Annotated in this window: 20 protein-coding genes; 10 read left to right on the forward strand and 10 right to left on the reverse strand. The window is 63.2% G+C overall.

Annotation, left to right across the window (positions count from 1 at the left end; all coding sequences use genetic code 11):
* Positions 1 to 48: 48 nt before the first annotated feature.
* Positions 49 to 456, forward strand: a complete 408-nt coding sequence (locus tag ACFQJC_RS15380) for a hypothetical protein (RefSeq protein WP_390225004.1) — start codon at positions 49 to 51, stop codon at positions 454 to 456.
* On the opposite strand, the gene ACFQJC_RS15385 is transcribed toward ACFQJC_RS15380, so the two are convergent.
* Both ACFQJC_RS15385 and ACFQJC_RS15390 read right to left on the reverse strand, forming a co-directional pair.
* The gene (locus ACFQJC_RS15385; RefSeq protein WP_390225006.1) at positions 457 to 720 is read right to left on the reverse strand and encodes a hypothetical protein; all 264 of its coding nucleotides are present in this window, start codon (positions 718 to 720) and stop codon (positions 457 to 459) included.
* A 193-nt stretch (positions 721 to 913) separates the two neighbouring features.
* On the reverse strand, positions 914 to 2,905 hold the full coding sequence (locus tag ACFQJC_RS15390; protein WP_390225008.1) for a MutS-related protein: 1,992 nt from the start codon (positions 2,903 to 2,905) through the stop codon (positions 914 to 916).
* A 138-nt stretch (positions 2,906 to 3,043) separates the two neighbouring features.
* Between ACFQJC_RS15390 and larE the strand changes: the two genes are divergently transcribed.
* Entirely contained in the window at positions 3,044 to 3,919 is an 876-nt protein-coding gene (gene larE, locus ACFQJC_RS15395) for an ATP-dependent sacrificial sulfur transferase LarE (RefSeq protein ID WP_390225010.1), read from the forward strand.
* A gap of 24 nt (positions 3,920 to 3,943) precedes the next feature.
* Here larE and ACFQJC_RS15400 read toward each other — a convergent pair whose 3' ends face one another.
* A complete protein-coding gene (locus tag ACFQJC_RS15400; RefSeq protein ID WP_390225012.1) occupies positions 3,944 to 4,339 on the reverse strand; it encodes a hypothetical protein in 396 nt (131 codons plus the stop codon).
* Positions 4,340 to 4,407: 68 nt separating this feature from the next.
* Positions 4,408 to 5,046: a histidine phosphatase family protein gene (locus ACFQJC_RS15405; RefSeq protein WP_390225013.1), complete on the reverse strand. Its 639-nt coding sequence runs from the start codon at positions 5,044 to 5,046 to the stop codon at positions 4,408 to 4,410.
* A 72-nt stretch (positions 5,047 to 5,118) separates the two neighbouring features.
* Here ACFQJC_RS15405 and ACFQJC_RS15410 point away from each other — a divergent pair, with 72 nt between their 5' ends.
* Positions 5,119 to 5,592: an SRPBCC family protein gene (locus tag ACFQJC_RS15410; protein WP_390225015.1), complete on the forward strand. Its 474-nt coding sequence runs from the start codon at positions 5,119 to 5,121 to the stop codon at positions 5,590 to 5,592.
* Positions 5,593 to 5,667: 75 nt separating this feature from the next.
* The gene (locus tag ACFQJC_RS15415) at positions 5,668 to 6,582 is read left to right on the forward strand and encodes a carbohydrate ABC transporter permease (RefSeq protein ID WP_390225017.1); all 915 of its coding nucleotides are present in this window, start codon (positions 5,668 to 5,670) and stop codon (positions 6,580 to 6,582) included.
* A 2-nt stretch (positions 6,583 to 6,584) separates the two neighbouring features.
* Here the strand turns inward: ACFQJC_RS15415 and ACFQJC_RS15420 are convergent, their stop codons facing one another.
* Positions 6,585 to 7,976: a twin-arginine translocase subunit TatC gene (locus ACFQJC_RS15420; protein ID WP_390225019.1), complete on the reverse strand. Its 1,392-nt coding sequence runs from the start codon at positions 7,974 to 7,976 to the stop codon at positions 6,585 to 6,587.
* 131 nt (positions 7,977 to 8,107) lie between these two features.
* Here ACFQJC_RS15420 and tatC point away from each other — a divergent pair, with 131 nt between their 5' ends.
* The 4 genes from tatC to ACFQJC_RS15440 all read left to right on the forward strand — a co-directional run bounded on the left by tatC (position 8,108) and on the right by ACFQJC_RS15440 (position 11,451).
* On the forward strand, positions 8,108 to 10,255 hold the full coding sequence (gene tatC, locus ACFQJC_RS15425; protein ID WP_390225021.1) for a twin-arginine translocase subunit TatC: 2,148 nt from the start codon (positions 8,108 to 8,110) through the stop codon (positions 10,253 to 10,255).
* A gap of 80 nt (positions 10,256 to 10,335) precedes the next feature.
* Positions 10,336 to 10,512 carry a ribbon-helix-helix domain-containing protein gene (locus tag ACFQJC_RS15430; protein ID WP_390225023.1) on the forward strand — a complete coding sequence of 59 codons (177 nt, stop codon included), beginning with the start codon at positions 10,336 to 10,338 and terminating at the stop codon, positions 10,510 to 10,512.
* Positions 10,505 to 11,224, forward strand: coding sequence for a queuosine precursor transporter (locus ACFQJC_RS15435; RefSeq protein ID WP_390225025.1), 720 nt, complete (start codon positions 10,505 to 10,507; stop codon positions 11,222 to 11,224). Before ACFQJC_RS15430 ends, ACFQJC_RS15435 begins: the two co-directional genes overlap by 8 nt.
* A 50-nt stretch (positions 11,225 to 11,274) precedes the next feature.
* A complete protein-coding gene (locus ACFQJC_RS15440) occupies positions 11,275 to 11,451 on the forward strand; it encodes a hypothetical protein (protein ID WP_390225027.1) in 177 nt (58 codons plus the stop codon).
* Positions 11,452 to 11,559: 108 nt separating this feature from the next.
* Here the strand turns inward: ACFQJC_RS15440 and ACFQJC_RS15445 are convergent, their stop codons facing one another.
* From ACFQJC_RS15445 to ACFQJC_RS15455, 3 genes are all read right to left on the reverse strand, one after another.
* On the reverse strand, positions 11,560 to 12,333 hold the full coding sequence (locus tag ACFQJC_RS15445) for a 23S rRNA (uridine(2552)-2'-O)-methyltransferase (RefSeq protein WP_390225029.1): 774 nt from the start codon (positions 12,331 to 12,333) through the stop codon (positions 11,560 to 11,562).
* 330 nt (positions 12,334 to 12,663) lie between these two features.
* Positions 12,664 to 12,888: a cupin domain-containing protein gene (locus ACFQJC_RS15450; RefSeq protein ID WP_390225031.1), complete on the reverse strand. Its 225-nt coding sequence runs from the start codon at positions 12,886 to 12,888 to the stop codon at positions 12,664 to 12,666.
* Positions 12,889 to 13,079: 191 nt separating this feature from the next.
* On the reverse strand, positions 13,080 to 13,583 hold the full coding sequence (locus ACFQJC_RS15455) for a cupin domain-containing protein (protein ID WP_390225033.1): 504 nt from the start codon (positions 13,581 to 13,583) through the stop codon (positions 13,080 to 13,082).
* A 445-nt stretch (positions 13,584 to 14,028) separates the two neighbouring features.
* Here ACFQJC_RS15455 and ACFQJC_RS15460 point away from each other — a divergent pair, with 445 nt between their 5' ends.
* On the forward strand, positions 14,029 to 14,469 hold the full coding sequence (locus tag ACFQJC_RS15460) for an ester cyclase (RefSeq protein WP_390225035.1): 441 nt from the start codon (positions 14,029 to 14,031) through the stop codon (positions 14,467 to 14,469).
* Positions 14,470 to 14,497: 28 nt separating this feature from the next.
* Here the strand turns inward: ACFQJC_RS15460 and ACFQJC_RS15465 are convergent, their stop codons facing one another.
* Both ACFQJC_RS15465 and ACFQJC_RS15470 read right to left on the reverse strand, forming a co-directional pair.
* On the reverse strand, positions 14,498 to 14,923 hold the full coding sequence (locus ACFQJC_RS15465; RefSeq protein ID WP_390225037.1) for an arsenate-mycothiol transferase ArsC: 426 nt from the start codon (positions 14,921 to 14,923) through the stop codon (positions 14,498 to 14,500).
* Positions 14,920 to 15,318, reverse strand: a complete 399-nt coding sequence (locus ACFQJC_RS15470) for an ArsR/SmtB family transcription factor (RefSeq protein WP_390225039.1) — start codon at positions 15,316 to 15,318, stop codon at positions 14,920 to 14,922. The genes ACFQJC_RS15465 and ACFQJC_RS15470 overlap by 4 nt, the downstream gene beginning before the upstream one ends.
* 219 nt (positions 15,319 to 15,537) lie before the next feature.
* Between ACFQJC_RS15470 and ACFQJC_RS15475 the strand changes: the two genes are divergently transcribed.
* Positions 15,538 to 16,281, forward strand: coding sequence for a DNA polymerase sliding clamp (locus tag ACFQJC_RS15475; RefSeq protein WP_390225041.1), 744 nt, complete (start codon positions 15,538 to 15,540; stop codon positions 16,279 to 16,281).
* The last annotated feature ends 83 nt before the right edge of the window (positions 16,282 to 16,364 follow it).

Here is a 16,364-nt window from a genome sequence, read left to right on the forward strand (position 1 = left end):
GAGCAGGCCCACAGAAATAGTTAATTTAGTGTCACGAGTTGGGGCGATATGACCAGTCGTCTCCAAGTCGTCGCGCTCGTGATTTCGCTCGCCCTCCTCGGATTCGGCATTCTCGGCTACGGATTCTTCGGCGACACCGATTACACCTACCAGTTCGACCACGAGACGACGGAGGCTCCCGAGAGAGTCCAACCGTCGTACGACTCGCTCTCGGCGACCCAACGGGAGTACGTTGACCGCGCACTGGACGGCGAGACGCTTCGCTTCGAGGAGGACCCCGAACGACTCCCACGGATCGTCGAACGCGACGAGGTGTACTACCACTTCGACTTCGAGGAGAATCGTGACTACACCGACCCGACGACGCTCCTCCCGCTTTCGATGTCGCTCGCCGGGCTGATTGGGCTGGTTGCGACGATTCGCTGGGAAGTCACGAGTCGCTACGTCACCTACTGACTAGCGCGTGAGCTGGTAGATTCGGTAGCCTGCAACGCCGAAAATCAGCACCCCGACTGCGGCGGCACCGAGTAAGACGGGGCGATTCGGATTCTGCGAGAGGTTCAACACCGCCGGGAAAAAGAGCGTGAACAGCCCGATACTCGCCGCGACGATGAGAAACGCGAGATAGACGGCGGTCCCGAGCACGTCCCACAGGGCGTTCTTCGTCGCCCGATAGGTGAGTTCGTACTGCTCTTCGGGGGAGAGTTCGTTGGAGGGCATTGGATGGAGTTGTCGGGGTGCTGTGATAAAATAAACTGCACCGCGAACGAGGCCGAAGGCCGAGTTTCGCGGCTTTTTTCCTCCACCGTGAGACGCTTCGCGCCTCACGAGCCTTCGCTCGCTGGCGCTCACGAAGACAGGTTTTGCTCCGAGGGGGGGTCGCTGAAAGCGACTCCGAGGAGTAAAAAGTGGGTTAGAACTTTTCGAGGAGTCTCGAATAGAACGTCGTGTCGTTCTCGCCCGCCAACTTCTCGACGATTAACTCCGGCGTCGAACGCGCGAGGTGGTCCTTCACGGGCGAGCGGTTCACGACCAACTCGCCGTTTTCCAGCCCCACGGCTTCGATGCCGTCCACGGCGACAGACACGTCCGACGCCTCCCGAATCCCGCCCGCGAGGTGTGAGACGAAGACGGCAGCCGCGCCCTGTTCGGCGAGTTCTTCGAGGATGCCGGCGATGATTTTCGCCGAGGCACCGGGTTCGGTGATGCTCTCCAGTTCGTCTACGAGAACCAGCCTATCGGCCGCGCCGTCGGTGAGGTTGGCGAAGTCCCGAAGGGTGCTCTCGAACGCGCCAGCGTCGAGGGTCCCCTGCGATTTGGCGTAGTAGTGGAGTTCGGAGAAGCGACTGAGTGTGACAGAGTCGGCGGGGACGGGCAAGCCCATGTGGGCGAGGACGACGATGAGACCCACGAGGTCCAGCGTCGAAGTCTTCCCACCGCTGTTGACACCCGAGAGGAGCGTCACGCCCGCAACGTCGTAGTCCACGGGGTCAACGTCCTCGAAGGGCACGTCGAGCAGTGGCGAGCGGCCGCCCTCGATAGCGAACGACCCCGGTTCGCCCTCGCCGGCGGCACCGGTGAACTCGGGGAAGACGCAGTCGAAGTCGCGGGCGAACCGCGAGACGGCGAGTTTCACGTCGAGTTCGAGCGCGTCGCCGACGAGCGTCTCGACCGGGTCGCGGAGCGTCTGTAAGTCCGACGCGAGTTCGGCTTTCAACTTCGCGGCGCGTCGGTCCCGTCCGGCCTTGAGTTCGGTTCGGAGGCGTCCGACGGCGGCCTCGTCGTGTTCGAGCGGGAACGACGGGTTCTCGGGGAAGATTTGCTCGGCGAAGGCGGCCTCGCTGCCGACCAAGCCCAGCGATTCGACGAAGTGCTCGCGGGCGGCGGCGAGCGCACCGTCGAACTCGTCTTCGAGTTCCCGGCCGAGGAGGGAATCGACCCGCGCGCCCTGTTCGACCAGCGAGAGGAAGTCCGTGCCTTCGATGGTCACGTCGCGTTCGCGGATGACGTCGCGCAGGCGGTCGTTAGCGACAGATTCGGCGGTGGAGACGGCGGCGTCGAGGTCCGAGACGGCGTTGGTGAGTCGCGTCAACTCGTCGTCGCCGACGATAGTGCCGTCGTCCGAGAGCCGGGAGAGAGCGTCTTCGAGCGCGTCGGTATCGCAGGCGGGGTCGAGATTCGCCGCGTCGTGAACCGCGGCGGCGGCCTGAAGCGTCTCGCGGTTCTCGGCGAAGAAGTTGAGGAGGCGCTCGGGAACGAGTTCGTCGATTCGGTCGGCGGCGTCGGGGAGTACGCGCACGTCGCCCGCGACGTCGATGCCGGCGAACGTCTCGTCGAGGACGACGACAGTCGAGTACGAGCGGGCGAGTTCGGCGATGCCGCGGGCGTCTTCGACGACTTCGATGGAGAGTTCGGGGAACGTCGATTTGGCGTCGGCGTAACGCTCGGCGTCCGCCGTGGCGATACAGCGCTCGCGCACGCGGACTGTGGGTGGCTCCGAGAGCGGTTCGACACCCGAGAGCGCATCGAGGACTTCGGGGTCAGGTTCGTGTTCGAGCGCGTCGCGGGCGAACGCCCGGACTTCTTCGATTCGGGACGCAGAGCCGGTCGGAAACAGCGTTTCGAGGCGTCGGTTCGCGTAGTTCGTCACCGTCCGCGACTGGACGAGTTCGAGCGCGTCGCGGTAGAGTTCGGTGGCGCGGTCGGTGGCGAGAAAGCCGCCGGGGTCGTCGTGTTCGCGTCGAATCGCACCGCGCGCGATAGCCGCCGCTCGGCCGACGGTGATTCCCGGTGCGTTCGAGAGTGCCGCCACGTCGCCGTCTCTGAGGGCTTCTTCGGCGTTATCGAGTTCCGAGAGCGCCGCTGCCGTCTTTTCGCCCACGCCGGGGATGGTCTCGAACTCCATTCGCCCGGACCTATCGCGGCAGCGACCAAAAAATAGCGGGTGCGAGCTTCGGACTCGGAATTCGACACCCAAACCAGTGTTCCGGCCGTCCGCGCCGGTGACGAGGGGCTTTTGACCATCGACTGGGAAGGAGGTGCTATGAGCGAGCGAACCGTCTCGGCGAAGGCCGACAGAGCGCGTGAGGCACTCGCCAAGCGCGACAGCGTCCTCATCGCCTTCTCCGGCGGCGTAGACTCAAGCGTGGTTGCCGCACTCGCCTACGACGCCCTCGGCGACGATGCGGTCGCCTGCACGGCCAAGAGCGAGACCCTTCCCGAGGCCGAACTGGACGACGCGAAGCGCGTCGCAGAGGAAATCGGCATTCCCCACATCACCGTGGAGTTCTCCGAACTCGACAATCCGGACTTCGTCGTCAACGACGGCGACCGATGTTACCACTGCCGGACGATGCGTCTCGGCCGAATGTACGAGGCCGCCCGCGAGCGCGGTATCGAGACGGTCTGCGACGGGACGAACGCCTCGGACCCCGGCGAGGGTCACCGACCCGGCCTGCGCGCGGTCGAAGAACTCGAAATCGTCTCGCCGCTGTTGAGCCACGACATTTCGAAAGACGAGGTCAGAGCAATCGCCGACGACTACGGCCTCTCGGTCGCCGACAAACCCTCGATGGCCTGCCTCTCGTCGCGCATCCCGACCGGTCTCGAAGTCACCGAAGAGCGCCTCTCGCGCGTCGAACAGGCCGAGAACATCCTGCGAACGTGGGGCTTCGAGCAGTTTCGCGTCCGCGACCACGACGGTCTCGCCCGCATCGAAGTCGCACCCGAGGAACTCGAACGCGCGCTCGACCCCGATTTCGTTCGAGAGGCACGTGACCACCTGAAGGGCGTCGGCTTCGACCACGTCACGCTGGACCTCCACGGCTACCGGACGGGGAGCGTCAGCCCCGCCGCCGACGAGGCAGACGAAGACCTCTTGGTCGAAGACGTGTTCGCACAGGACTACCCGCTCAAGTAATCGCTTCTTCCGTCTACCTCTTTTTCAGCCGACTTGGACCGCGAAGACGAGTTGGTCGTTGACGATGACGTGGAGCGGTTGGTTCGCATCCTTCCACGTGTACGTCTCGGTGTACGGTTCGTCGTCGGATTCGGCAGTCGCAGAGACGCGAACGTCGTAGTCGCTCTTCATCACGACTTCGTTGTTGACGGTGTGCTGGGAGTGCGCCGGTAACTCGATAGTGGTCTCGACGACGGTCGAGTCGTCGCGGCGGTGGGTGACCGAGAGTGCGACCGTTTGCGCCGTCGGCGTCTCGTTGTGAAAGACGATATCGGTCACCCCGCGGGCCGAACCGACGCCGTCGAGACAGCCAGCGCTGGCCGCGAGACCGAGTGCGCCGGCGGCGACGAGAAACGACCGACGGGTCCACTGTCCAGACATCACGCAGTATTCAAATCGCAGACACTAATAGTCACTTGGCAGCGTCACGCCCGTCGCAAAAGGGTCGGCTACTCGGGGAGGTGGCGCGTCTCGTTCTCGGCAATCACGTGATAGTCGGCGGTTTCGGTCTCTTCGTCGAGTTCGATGCTCAGTTCGAACAGACTCGCGTTTTCGACCGAGAGGTCGAGCATCGACGTTTGAATGTCGAGTCCGTGAACTTCGCCGAGAATGAGCCGAATCGGCCCGCTGTGGGTGACGACGACTGCCGTCTCGTCGGCTTCGAGCGACGAAGACAGCCCCTCGAGTGCGGTGAGGACGCGGCGTTGGGTCTCGACGATGCTCTCGCCGCTCGGCGGCCGTTCGCGGGCGGCGGGCGCACCGACCTGCGAGAGTGCGTACTGCGGATAGGTCGTAAAGAGTTCGTCGGACAACAGTCCTTGCAGCGACCCGAAGTCGCGTTCGCGCCACGACGGGTCGAACGCGGGTTCGATATCGAGTTCGCTTGCGAGTGGGCGGGCCGTCTCTTGGGCGCGCTCGATGTCCGAGGCGATGAGCCGGTCGATGTCGTAGTTCGACGCGACGTGCGCCGCGAGCGCCTCGACCTGTGACTGACCGCGGTCGGTCAGCGAGGTGGGCGCCCATCCTTGCACTCGCCCGGCACGATTCCACGTCGTCTCGCCGTGTCGGGCGAGCAGGAGGGTTGCCATAGGTCCGTCTCTTATCTCACTGGTTATCAACCTTTGCGCGTGATTCACGCTGTCAGACGACGAAGGATGTGCATGGCTCACGAACTCTCGACCAACATCGACATCGACGCCCCGCCGACCGACGTGTGGGCGGTCCTCACCGACTTCGACCACTACCCCGACTGGAATCCGTTCATGCGCATCGCCGGCCGGCCGAACGAGGGCGCGACGTTGACGGTCCACCTCCGCCCACCCGGTGGCCGCGAATCGACGTTTACGCCCGACGTGGTCGGCTGTGAGACCAACCGCGAACTACGCTGGCTTGGCCACCTGTTCACCCCCGGCATCTTCGACGGCGAGCACCGATTCCACCTCGAACCGCTCGACGGCGGCGAGCGAACCCGATTCGTCCACGCCGAGCGATTCACTGGGTTCCTCGCCGGACTCCTCCTGCGCGTTGTCGGCGACCAAACCCGAGCGGGATTCGTCGAGATGAACGAGGCGCTGAAAGCCCGCGTCGAATCGGCCGCCGTGGACGAAACAACAGGGGAGAAAGCGACCGGCTAATCCCGTGCGATTAAGTGCGCGTCTGTTGACCATTTCTTCGAATGCGTCCGAATCCGAGCCGCACAGGAGTGACCGATGGCGAGTGAAGACAACCTGTTCGCCACCGGCGTGCAGAACGCGATTCGATATCCCACGCTGACCTACCGACTGCTGTTCTACCCGCTCGTGGGATTCGTCTGTCTCGTGTTCTTGTTCCCACTCTACTGGTTGGTCGTCCTCTCGCTGACGCCCGACTCGGCGCTCGCCCAGCTCGGCGTCTTCCCCAACACGGTGTCGCTGAACAACTATCTCTTCGTCCTGTTCGGGACCGACCTTCTCCGATACCTGTTCAACGGACTCGTCATCGCCGCGGGCACGACGGTCTTCGTCGTCGCGGTCGGGAGCCTCGCGGGCTACGTCTTCGGCCGACTGGAGTTTCCGGGGCGGCGGCTTCTCTTGCTCCTCACGCTCGGTATCGCGTACGTGCCGCCGGTGGCGTTCTTCGTCCCCGTGTACGAACTCCTGACCGGAAACCTCACGTTGTCAGTCGGGTCGGTCACCGTGTCGAGTCCGAACGTCTACAACACGCCACTCTCGGTGGGTCTCCCGTTGAGCGCGCTGACGATGCCGCTGGCCATCTTCATCCTCACGACGTTCTTCCGGCAGATTCCGGACACGCTGGAAGACGCCGCCCGAATCGAGGGCGCGACGCGAGTGGAGGCGCTCACGAAGGTCATTATGCCCCTCTCGAAGCCCGGCATCGCAACGGCGGGCGTCTTTACGTTCATCCAGGTGTACAACGAGTTCTTCTACTCCTTCTTGATGACCGACGGTGCGCCGGAGAGTTGGGCACCCATCATCTGGTCACTGTACGAACTCCGACTCTCGCGCGCCGTGCTCGGCGCTGCCGGGTCGGTGCTCGGGTTGCTCCCGATCGTCGTGGTGTTGCTCCTCGCTAACGACAAACTGGTAGAAACCGCCGAGGCGGGCGTCTCGACGCGTCTCGATTGAGGTCAGTTACCCGTCCACCGCAAGATAGCGAGCGTCCCCTCGAACAGCACGATCATCGTGATGGCGATGAGGATGGGAGCCATCCCGGTCGGGTCGGGGCTGACGAGGAACGCGATGCCGAGGAACGCACCCCAGAACAGCAGGCGACGGTCTTCGAGCCACGTCCGCGTGACCAGGTTCATCATGATGGCCAACTGCACGAACAGCGGAATCTGGAACACGATTGCCAGATAGCCCATCAGGATGAGGATGAGGTTGAACGTCTCTTTGAGACCGAACGCGATGACCGCCGTCCCCTCGGTGTAGGACGTGAAGTACGCGAAAATCGCGGGGAGGACGATGAGGTGGGCAAAGAGCACGCCGACCAGCGCGAGGATGAGACTCGTCGGCACGGCCGCGAGGTAGTACTTGCGCTCGCGTTCGTAGAGACCCGGCCGCATGAACAGATACGTCTCGTAGACGAACACCGGGAGACCGATGACCGTTCCCGCGAGACCGGCGACTTTCAGCTTCGTGATGATGAGTTCGAGCGGACCGTACAGGCGCGGCCGACGCGAGGCGATGGTGTCAGCGCCGGGGATGTGGGTGTTCCACAGGAAGTTGATGACGTCGGTCGCACTCGTGAGATTCAACCCGAGTAGGGCGTTGACGATGTCGGCACCGGGGAACAACAGGAGCGTGACGAACCCCGCGACACCGAGGACGACCGCGACCCGCCGAACCATCTCTTCGATGTGTGCGGTGAGCGGCATCTCTTGGTCGCTCTCGGGAGCGCCGCCGACCAAGCCGTCGTCGAGGTCGTCGCCGAAGTCGTCGGTGTAGGCGTCGCTGGGGTCGGCATCCAGTTCCGGTTGGCGCTTGGTCAAGGACGCGCCTGCTTCGTCCGAGCCCCCTTCCTCATCGTCCGTACCGGTCTCCTCGGCGTGGCTTCCCTCGTCGTCCGCGTCGTCGTCTCTTTTCACGAGGTTCCCGTCCTCGTCGGTTTCGACGAGACTCTGGTCGGTGATGCCGGCCGCGTCGTCGTCCATGGATTCGTCGTCGGCCATCGATTCCTCGTCGGCCATCGATTCCTCGTCAGCCGTCGCGTCGTCGCCGGCGTCCGCTTCGGCAGTCGAATCTGCGTCGGCAGCCTCGTCGGCGTCCACCGTCGATTCTTCGGGTGGGGTGACCCGGCCGTAGACCGGTTCCGTCGTCGAATCGTCGGAGCCGTCGCTATCGCTGTCGTCCGGCGCAGCGTCAACGTCAGCAGCCTCGTCGTCGTCGGCCTCGTATTCGAGGGTGCCGTCGTCACCACCGCCGTCCTCGTCGTGGGTGGGTGGGGAGCGCTCAGCCGACGAGACTGACGGCTCACGTTCGTCTGCAGAGGGGTCTTCGTCTCGGTCGTCCTCCGCCATTCAGGTGATGTAGGCAACCGGCGAGTTATAGGTCTTTTCGGATGGCGCCGTCACTCATCGAGAGACGACGCGGCGTGACACTGCCGTCGCGGTGAAAAAGATTGATAACGGCGAGACTGCTTTCACCGCGTATGTCTAGCGCCCTCGATGACGACACCCAAGCGGCACTCTCGGCCGGCCGAGAGACCGCCGGAGCGATGCTCAGAGCGGCGCAAAAAGACCTCCAGAAGGTCTTTATCGTCTTCCTCATCGGCTTCCTCGGGTCGTTCTACGCGCTTCGCCTCTACGTCTGGGACTTCTTCAAAGGCATCACCTACGCGCAGATGAACGCCTCGGTCGGGAGCAACGTCGAAATTATCGCCCAGACGCCGTTCGACGTCATCCTCTTGCAGGCGAAAATCGGGATGGTCGTCGGCATCCTCATGGCCCTGCCGCCGTTCATCTACTACGCCCGTGACGCGCTGAAAGCCCGCGGCGCGTGGCCGCGGTCACCCGTCGCGCTCTGGAAGCTCGTTCTCATCCTCATTGGCGTGGTGGTGCTGTTCGTACTCGGCGTCGCCTACGGCTACTTCGTCTTCTTCCCGTTCACGTTCGCGTTCCTCGCCCAGAACGCGCTTTCGGCCGGGTTCACGCCGACGTACTCTATCGTCAAGTGGGCGCAGTTCATCTTCCTGTTGACCCTCTCGTTCGGTCTCGCTTCCCAACTCCCGCTGGCGATGACCGGACTCTCGTACGCCGAAATCGTCCCCTACGAACTCTTCCGCGACAAGTGGCGGCACGCCGCGGTCGGTATCTTCGCCTTCGGGGCGCTGTTCACACCGCCGGACCCCTTCACGCAAATCATGTGGGCGGTGCCCGTCCTGACGCTCTACGGATTTAGCCTGTATCTGGCCAAAGTCGTCGTCACGGCCAAACGCGGGAGCGAGAAGATGGACATCCCGGCCACCGCGAAGTACCACTGGAACCTCATCGCGGGCGTCGGCGTCGTCGGCGGACTCCTCGTCTACACCTTCTACGAATACGGCGGTGTCGCGCTGGCGAACGCCGGTCTCGACTACGTCGGGAGCGACTACCTCCTTCTCGAACCCACCTCGCAGCTCTCGGTCGTCCTCTTCGCTCTCGCAGGCGTCCTCGCTGGGGGCGTCCTCGGTCTGGGGTACTTCATCTACCGCGACATCGAGCGCTTGGAGCGGACGCAAGTCGGCGTCGGCGACCCGACGAAACTCGACCTCGGGTCGCTCGACGCGGACGGCATCCGGGCGGCCCCGCCCGAGGCGTTCGCAGAAGTTGACGAAGACCGTGCGATGGCGCTCGCCTCGATGGCGATAGACGACGGCGACAACGACAAAGCGCAGGCCATCCTCGACCGGTTCGACGAAGCCGAGGCCGACAGAGAAGCGGAGGCAGAAGACCAACCCGGCGAACTCGAAGAGCGGACGACTCGCGCGGGCGGGGCGTTCTTCTCCGAGTTGACCGACGGCGAGACCGACGAGGACGACATCGGCGGCTACTACACCGACATCGCGTTCATCGTCGAATCGGTTACCTCGCGGGCGTTCTGGGTGGTCGGGTGGTTCATGCTCGTCCTCGGCGGGACGTTCACGTGGCTCTACATCGGCGGGATTCGAGACGTGTACGAGGACTTCCTCGGAAGCCTTCCCGCGGTCATCCGCCCCGAAGAAGTGCTGAACGTCGTCGCCCTCCACCCGATGGAGGCGCTCATCTTCGAGGTGAAGTTCTCGACGATTATCGCCGCGTTGGCGACGTTGCCGCTCGTCGCGTACTTCGCGTGGCCCGCGCTCCGCGACCGGAGCATCGTCCGCCAGCGCCGCCGGACCGTGTTCCTCTGGACCGGCGCGCTCACCGCCGGATTGCTCGGTGGGTTCGCCCTCGGCTACAACTACGTCGCCCCCGGCGTCATCACGTTCCTCGTCGAGGACGCCATCGCCGCGGAGATGATTATCGCCTACCGCATCACCAACTTCTTCTGGCTCATCTTCTTCACGACGGCGGGTATCGGCCTGCTCGCCGACGTGCCGGTGTTGATGGTCCTACTCAACAGCGCGGGCATCACCTACGATATGATGCGGAACCGCTGGCGAGAGGTCACCGTGCTCATCCTCGCCCTCTCGGCCATCTTCACTCCCGCGAGCATCACGACGATGTTCATGGTGACGATTCCGCTCATGGCCGCCTACGGCGCTGGTCTCGGCATCCTCTTCGTCGTAACACTCGGTGGTCGCCGGAACCTTGCTCCGGCGCGAGGGGCAGCAGAGTAACGGCGTTTCCTGTCAAAACGCTATATTGTAGCGTCTGAGACCTTGAAAAGGCGTAAGTATTATCGTGAGAATCGCGTGATATGGCCAAAATAAGCGTCGAGATTCCCGACGAATTACTCGCCGACCTGGACGAGCACGTCGGCGACGACAGGAAGTTCGTCAACCGAAGCGACGCGGTCCGTGCATCGGTCCGCAAGACGCTCGACATCCTCGACCAGATCGACGAACGCCACAACCGCCTCGAGAACAATGAGTGAGACTCGCGCAGGAACCGGGCAAATCGTCCTGGTTGGACTCTTCATCACGGCGCTGACCACGGCGCAGTTGACCGCCTCGAAGCTCTTGGCGATTCCCTTGCCGTCGGCGATTGGCGAACTGCCGTTAGTCGGTGCCGCCATCATCATGCCGGGTGCCGCACTGGCGTACGCGCTCACCTTCTTCGCCTCCGATTGCTACTCCGAGTTGTACGGCCGCCGGTCGGCCCAAATCATGGTCAACGTCGGCTTTGCGATGAACTTCGTGCTCCTCGGACTCGTCTGGACGACGATTGCCGCGCCCGCCGCCGACGCCGAGTTCGCAGCGCAGTTCGAGAGCGTACTCGCCTCGGGAACGAACATCGTCGCCGGGAGCCTCCTCGCGTATCTCGTGAGCCAGAACTGGGACGTCATCGTCTTCCACGGCATCCGCGAGATGACTGACGGCGCGTTCCTCTGGCTTCGCAACATCGTCTCGACGGCGACCAGCCAGGCCATCGACACGGTCATCTTCGTCGGCGTGGCGTTCTACGTCGCACCGACCGTCCTCGGTATCGGTTCTGCGCTTCCGGGCAGCGTGCTCGTCTCGCTCATCGTCGGCCAGTACCTCCTGAAACTGCTCATCGCACTCGTCGATACGCCGTTCGTCTACGCCGTCGTCGGCCTGTTCGGCGACGAGGCGACCGATTCGACCGACGGGTGGGTCGCGGACTGACTCCGTTTCGACGCACGCCTTATCTCTTTTGGTAGCATACCACACGATGTATGGCCGACGAGCGCCGCGTCCGACTCACAGAACTCGACGGGATGGAGATGGGTGTCCGCTGTCCGACCTGTGGGACGTACACGTCGTTCGGAGATATTCTTGCGACGGGGACGTGTCGAGGCGGCTGGCGAGGCTGCACCACGAGGCTCCGACTCGACCTCGTGATTCTGGAGTGACGACGAACAGAGAGACGGCGGACGAGAGGCGCGAAGAGCGGAGAGAAACGACGAACAGCGGAGAGAAAACAGAGACGCGCGCAAGATAGCGCACAAGGAGCCGAGGGCCTACTCGTCGAGACGCTCGGCGAACGCGAACTTCGGCTTCACGTCGGTGATTTTGACCCGAACCGTCTCGCCGGCTTCGGTGCCCGAGACGAAGACGGTGAAGTCCTCGACTTTGGCGATGCCGTCGCCCTCGCTGCCCACGTCGATGATTTCGACTTCGAGTTCGTCGCCGGAGCGGACCGGCGCGGTGAGATAGCGCTTGCCGACGAGGTACTGCTCGGACGAACTGTCGCGGGAGGCGTCGGGGCGAATCGACCGGACGTACTGGAAACTGCCTTCCATCTCGGCGCGGAAGTCCGCGAGGTCGCGGCCGTCGAACACCTTGACCGCGAAGTCGCCACCCGTGGCGAGCAGTTCCTGTGCGACTTCGAACGCCTGCTGGGCGAGGTAAATCGAGCGGGCGTGGTCGAGCGAGTACTCGCCGGTCATGTTCGGAGCCATGTCCGAGACCACGGCGTCAGCGCCTTGCTCGCCGATGATGTCCTTGAGTTTCGCTTTCGTCTCTTCCTCGGTCATGTCGCCGCGGATGGTCTCGACGTTGTGCTTGTCGAGACTGCGGATGCGCTGGAGGTCAACGCCGACGACCTTGCCGTTGTCTTTGACTCGCTCCGAGGCGACCTGGAGCCACCCGCCGGGGGCGGCACCGAGGTCCACGACGGTGTTTCCGGGACCGAAGAGTCCCACTTCCTCGTCGAGTTGCTGCAGTTTGAAGGCCGACCGGGCGCGGTAGCCCTGCTGTTTGGCCTTGTTGTAGTAGTGGTCTTTCCGTGCCATGCTTACCTCACTAAATTGCCTGATATGTTCCGCGTGGGAACAGCCGGCGAATTCGCGTTCATACCGGCTTGACGTGGTCGAACCGGAAAGGCACATCGGATGTGAGATGCGAACGAACGCGGGTCAGATTAGGACGCATCGACGTACTCGAATGCGCTCGTTCGACGCAGAACGCTTCTACTACTAGTCGGTCACATCTCCGCCGCGACGAACACGTCGTCTACAGGATTATCGAGTCCGCGCAGTGCTATCTGTCGGGTATTCGTCTCTCGCTCCGTGTCGAGGAGGTCTGCAAGCGGCCCGTCTGGGTCGAAAGCGACGCCAATACGGTTACCAACATCTGAGCGCCCGAACGACGAGCGTGTCGGTGCCGCCGTTTCGGATGCTGTGGGCCTCTCCGAGCGCGAGAGTCAGTGATTCACCGGGAAGCGGGACGTGGGAATCACCCCGAGCCGTCACGTCGGCCCGGCACGCCAACACCTCCGCGCGTACCGCCGAGCGTGGGTGAAGACGGGCGGGCCCATCGTCTACTCCCGGCGGGAGAACGCCGTCCATGATCGAGTACGCCCCTGTTCGTAGACCACGTTCGAGGAACGTGATGGACACCCCCGATAGTGTACCGGCCCCTGAATCTGATGCACGCGGGGTGATCGGAGAGTAGTTGAAGTGTGCTGGGTGGGTCGAACGCTATGAAGAAGACCGAGACACGGGATTCAAACGAGAACATCCTACGAAATTGGAGCCGCTTACTCGGGAAGCGGGCCGAGAATCTCGATATCGTACTCCTCGGCGACCGCGGTCAACGCCTCGACATCCGGTTCGGCAGGTTCGGGAATCACCGGCCGTTCGGCAGGCTGACCAGCCGCTGCGACGAACTCCTCGAAGCCGGCGGGCGTCACGTGGACGAGCATCCGGCAGGGCTCGTCGCTCACGACGCGGAAGCCGTGGGGGACGTCTCGTGGGAGCATCACCGTGTCCTGCGGCCCGGCGTGGAGACGGCCGGTGCCGTCCGTGCCGTAGCAGACCTCGATCTCGCCCTCGGCGATGTGGAACAGTTCGTCCTCCGCGTGGTGGACGTGGAACGGAGACTCCCACCCGCTGGGCGCGAGGTGGTCAACGATGCTGTACTCGCCGCCGGTCTGGTCACCACTGACCTTGACACGAGTGAGCGTGCCGACGAACCAGTGGGCGGGGCAGTCGGTTTCGGTCGTGACGGTTGGGGTCGGAACTGCTGCGGTGTTGCTTGACATAGTCGCCGCCAGTACGTGGGGAGACGAGAAATAGATAGAGAGACATTGGCTATCACGTCGCCGCGACGGTCGGAAGAGTGGGCGGATTTCACGGAGTTTGCCACGCTGAATAAGCGCTCCATTCAGCACGGATAACGAAACCTCCCAGCGGCTGAGACTCCTTTGCCAGACGTTCCAGTTGGTGCTCAGTTAGTAGGCACAACAGACCCAGAGGGATAGTTGTAGTAGTGGTCCTTGCGCGCCATCGTTGGGCGTTCTAGCGTATCAGTCCGTAAACCGGCGGCCTTGGTTCAGTGCGTGCGAACCCGTTCCACGGCCGAGCGGTGGACAGTGAGATGCGCTGTGAGAGTCATCCTACACGAATATACTCCAGTCGCACACATACCCGAAGAGGCGCTACTATCCTTATTCACTCGTCCGTCGTAGGGGACGGTGGTGAGAAACCATGGCAGCAACGCGGTCGGTGAGAGAGAACGAGCGAATCTATCGGGACTTCATCGAGGAGGTGTGGAACGAGCGGGACTTCGACCGAATCGGAGAGTTCATCGCAGACGAGTGTCGCTTCTACGACCCGTCCAACACTGAACCTCTGTACGGCCCGGAAGAGATGCGAGCGTACTTAGAGACCTACGACGCGGCGTTCCCCGACGCCAAAATCGAAGTCGAAGACCTGATTGCGACCGAGGAGTGGGTCGCGGCACGGTGGACCGCAACCGGCACTCACGAGGGGTCGCTGATGGGAATCGAACCGACGGGCAACGACATCTCTGTCACCGCACTCGAGATGAATCGCATCGTGGACGGCAAGATAGTCGAAGGCTGGCAAGTGACGGATACGCTCGGCATGATGCAACAGTTGGGCGTCGTCGAACCGTTCGTGGAGTAATCCCACGAAAAAGTGTTTTTCCCGTGAGTCAGGCCGTTTCGAGTTCGTCGAACAGTTCACTCACGCGCCGCTCGATATCGTCTCGAATCTCGCGCACCCCTTCGAGCGATTTCCCGTCGGGGTCGTCGAGGTCCCAGTCGCGGGCGTCGCCGCGCCACGTCATCGGACAGATTCCCTCGGCCGAACAGCCCATCGTGATGACGATGTCCACGTCCATGATTTCGTCTTCCGAGATTGCCCGCGGCGTCTCGCCCGCGAGGTCGAATCCCGCATCGGCCATCACCTCGACAACCTCGTCGTGGACGTGGTCGGCGGGGTCGGTGCCGCCGGTGACGATATTGATTCGGTCTTCCACGCCGCGCGCTTGGCGCTCCCGTCGGGCGAACGCCGTCGCCATCTGACTCCGGCCTGCGTTCTGGACGCAGACGAACGCGACGCGCGTCCCGTCGCTCACTCGTCTCCACCTCGTTCGGCGTCGAGCGCGCCCACGAGTCGGTCGGCCAGCGGTGTCGTCCGATAGTAGCGCCACGTCCCCTCCTTGCGGCGCGAGACGAGACCGGCGTCGGTGAGGTCCGAGAGCGCGTGGCTAATCGCGCTCTCGCTCACGTCGAACAGCGGCGTGATTTCGCACACACACAGTTCGTCGTCGGCCGTAGCGAGGAGCCGCGTAATCAGATATCGGGTGTCGTTGCCGAGTGCCTTCATCGCCGCGAGGTCGCGGTCGTACTCGCTCGGGAGTTCGTCGCCGAGGGCGGACAACTCGTCGAGGCGAGCGTCCACGTCGGTACTGCAACAGGAACCGACCTCGTCTTCGATGAGGCGGCGAAGTCGCGTCGAAGCGTCTGCCATCGAGAGATAGTTGAGCAATCGCTCATATAGAACCTTCGGCGACGGCGAGCGAGCGGGGCCGAATGGTCACGGTGATGGTTGGTTACATGGTCGCGGGGCGGTGCTGGTCGCATGGCCGCGGGGCAGTTTTCGCTCCGCGCACGCGAGAGGGCGCGCGGGAACAACCTATTGCAACCAAATCAGGAGTATTTTTAAGACCGCAATCGTACGACGGCATATATGTTCAAGGCCATCGTGAGTGCCGCGACGCTTCGGGACGCACTCGATTCGGTGAGCGTGCTCGTCGATGAGTGTAAGATTCGACTCAACGAGGAAGGACTCGCCATCCGTGCGGTCGATCCCGCGAACGTCGGCATGGTCGATCTCGAACTCGATGCAGCAGCGTTCGAATCCTACGAGGCGGACGGCGGCGTCATCGGCGTCAACCTCTCTCGTCTCGAAGAAGTCGCCGGAATGGCTGGCGCAGGCGACCTCATCAACCTCGAACTCGACGAGGAGACGCGAAAGCTCAACATCCGTATCGAGGGACTCTCCTACACGCTCGCGCTCATCGACCCCGACTCCATCCGGCAGGAACCCGACATTCCGAACCTCGACCTGCCCGCGAACATCATCCTCGAAGGCGTCCACCTCGACCGCGGTATCAAGGCCGCAGACATGGTCTCTGACCACATCCGCCTCCGCGTCGATGCCGCAGAAGAGACGTTCCACATCGAGGCAGAAGGCGACACCGACGACGTTGACCTCTCGCTGCCCCCGGCAGACCTCATCAACATCGACGCAGGGTCGGCAGACTCGCTGTTCTCGCTCGACTACCTGAAGGACATGAACAAGGCCATCCCATCCGACGCCGAGGTCACCATCGAACTCGGCGAGGAGTTCCCGGTCAAACTTCACTACCAAATCGCAGAAGGACTCGGCGACATCACCTACATGCTCGCCCCGCGTATCCAGAGCGACTAATAGAGATTCCCGTAGACGCGCATCGATTCTCGCTGCGAGAATCGAACACCGAACCCAGTCGAGACTCGCCGTGTCTCCGGCTG

The sequence above is a fragment of the Haloferax namakaokahaiae genome, from assembly GCF_042663225.1.
GTDB classification, from domain to species: domain Archaea; phylum Halobacteriota; class Halobacteria; order Halobacteriales; family Haloferacaceae; genus Haloferax; species Haloferax namakaokahaiae.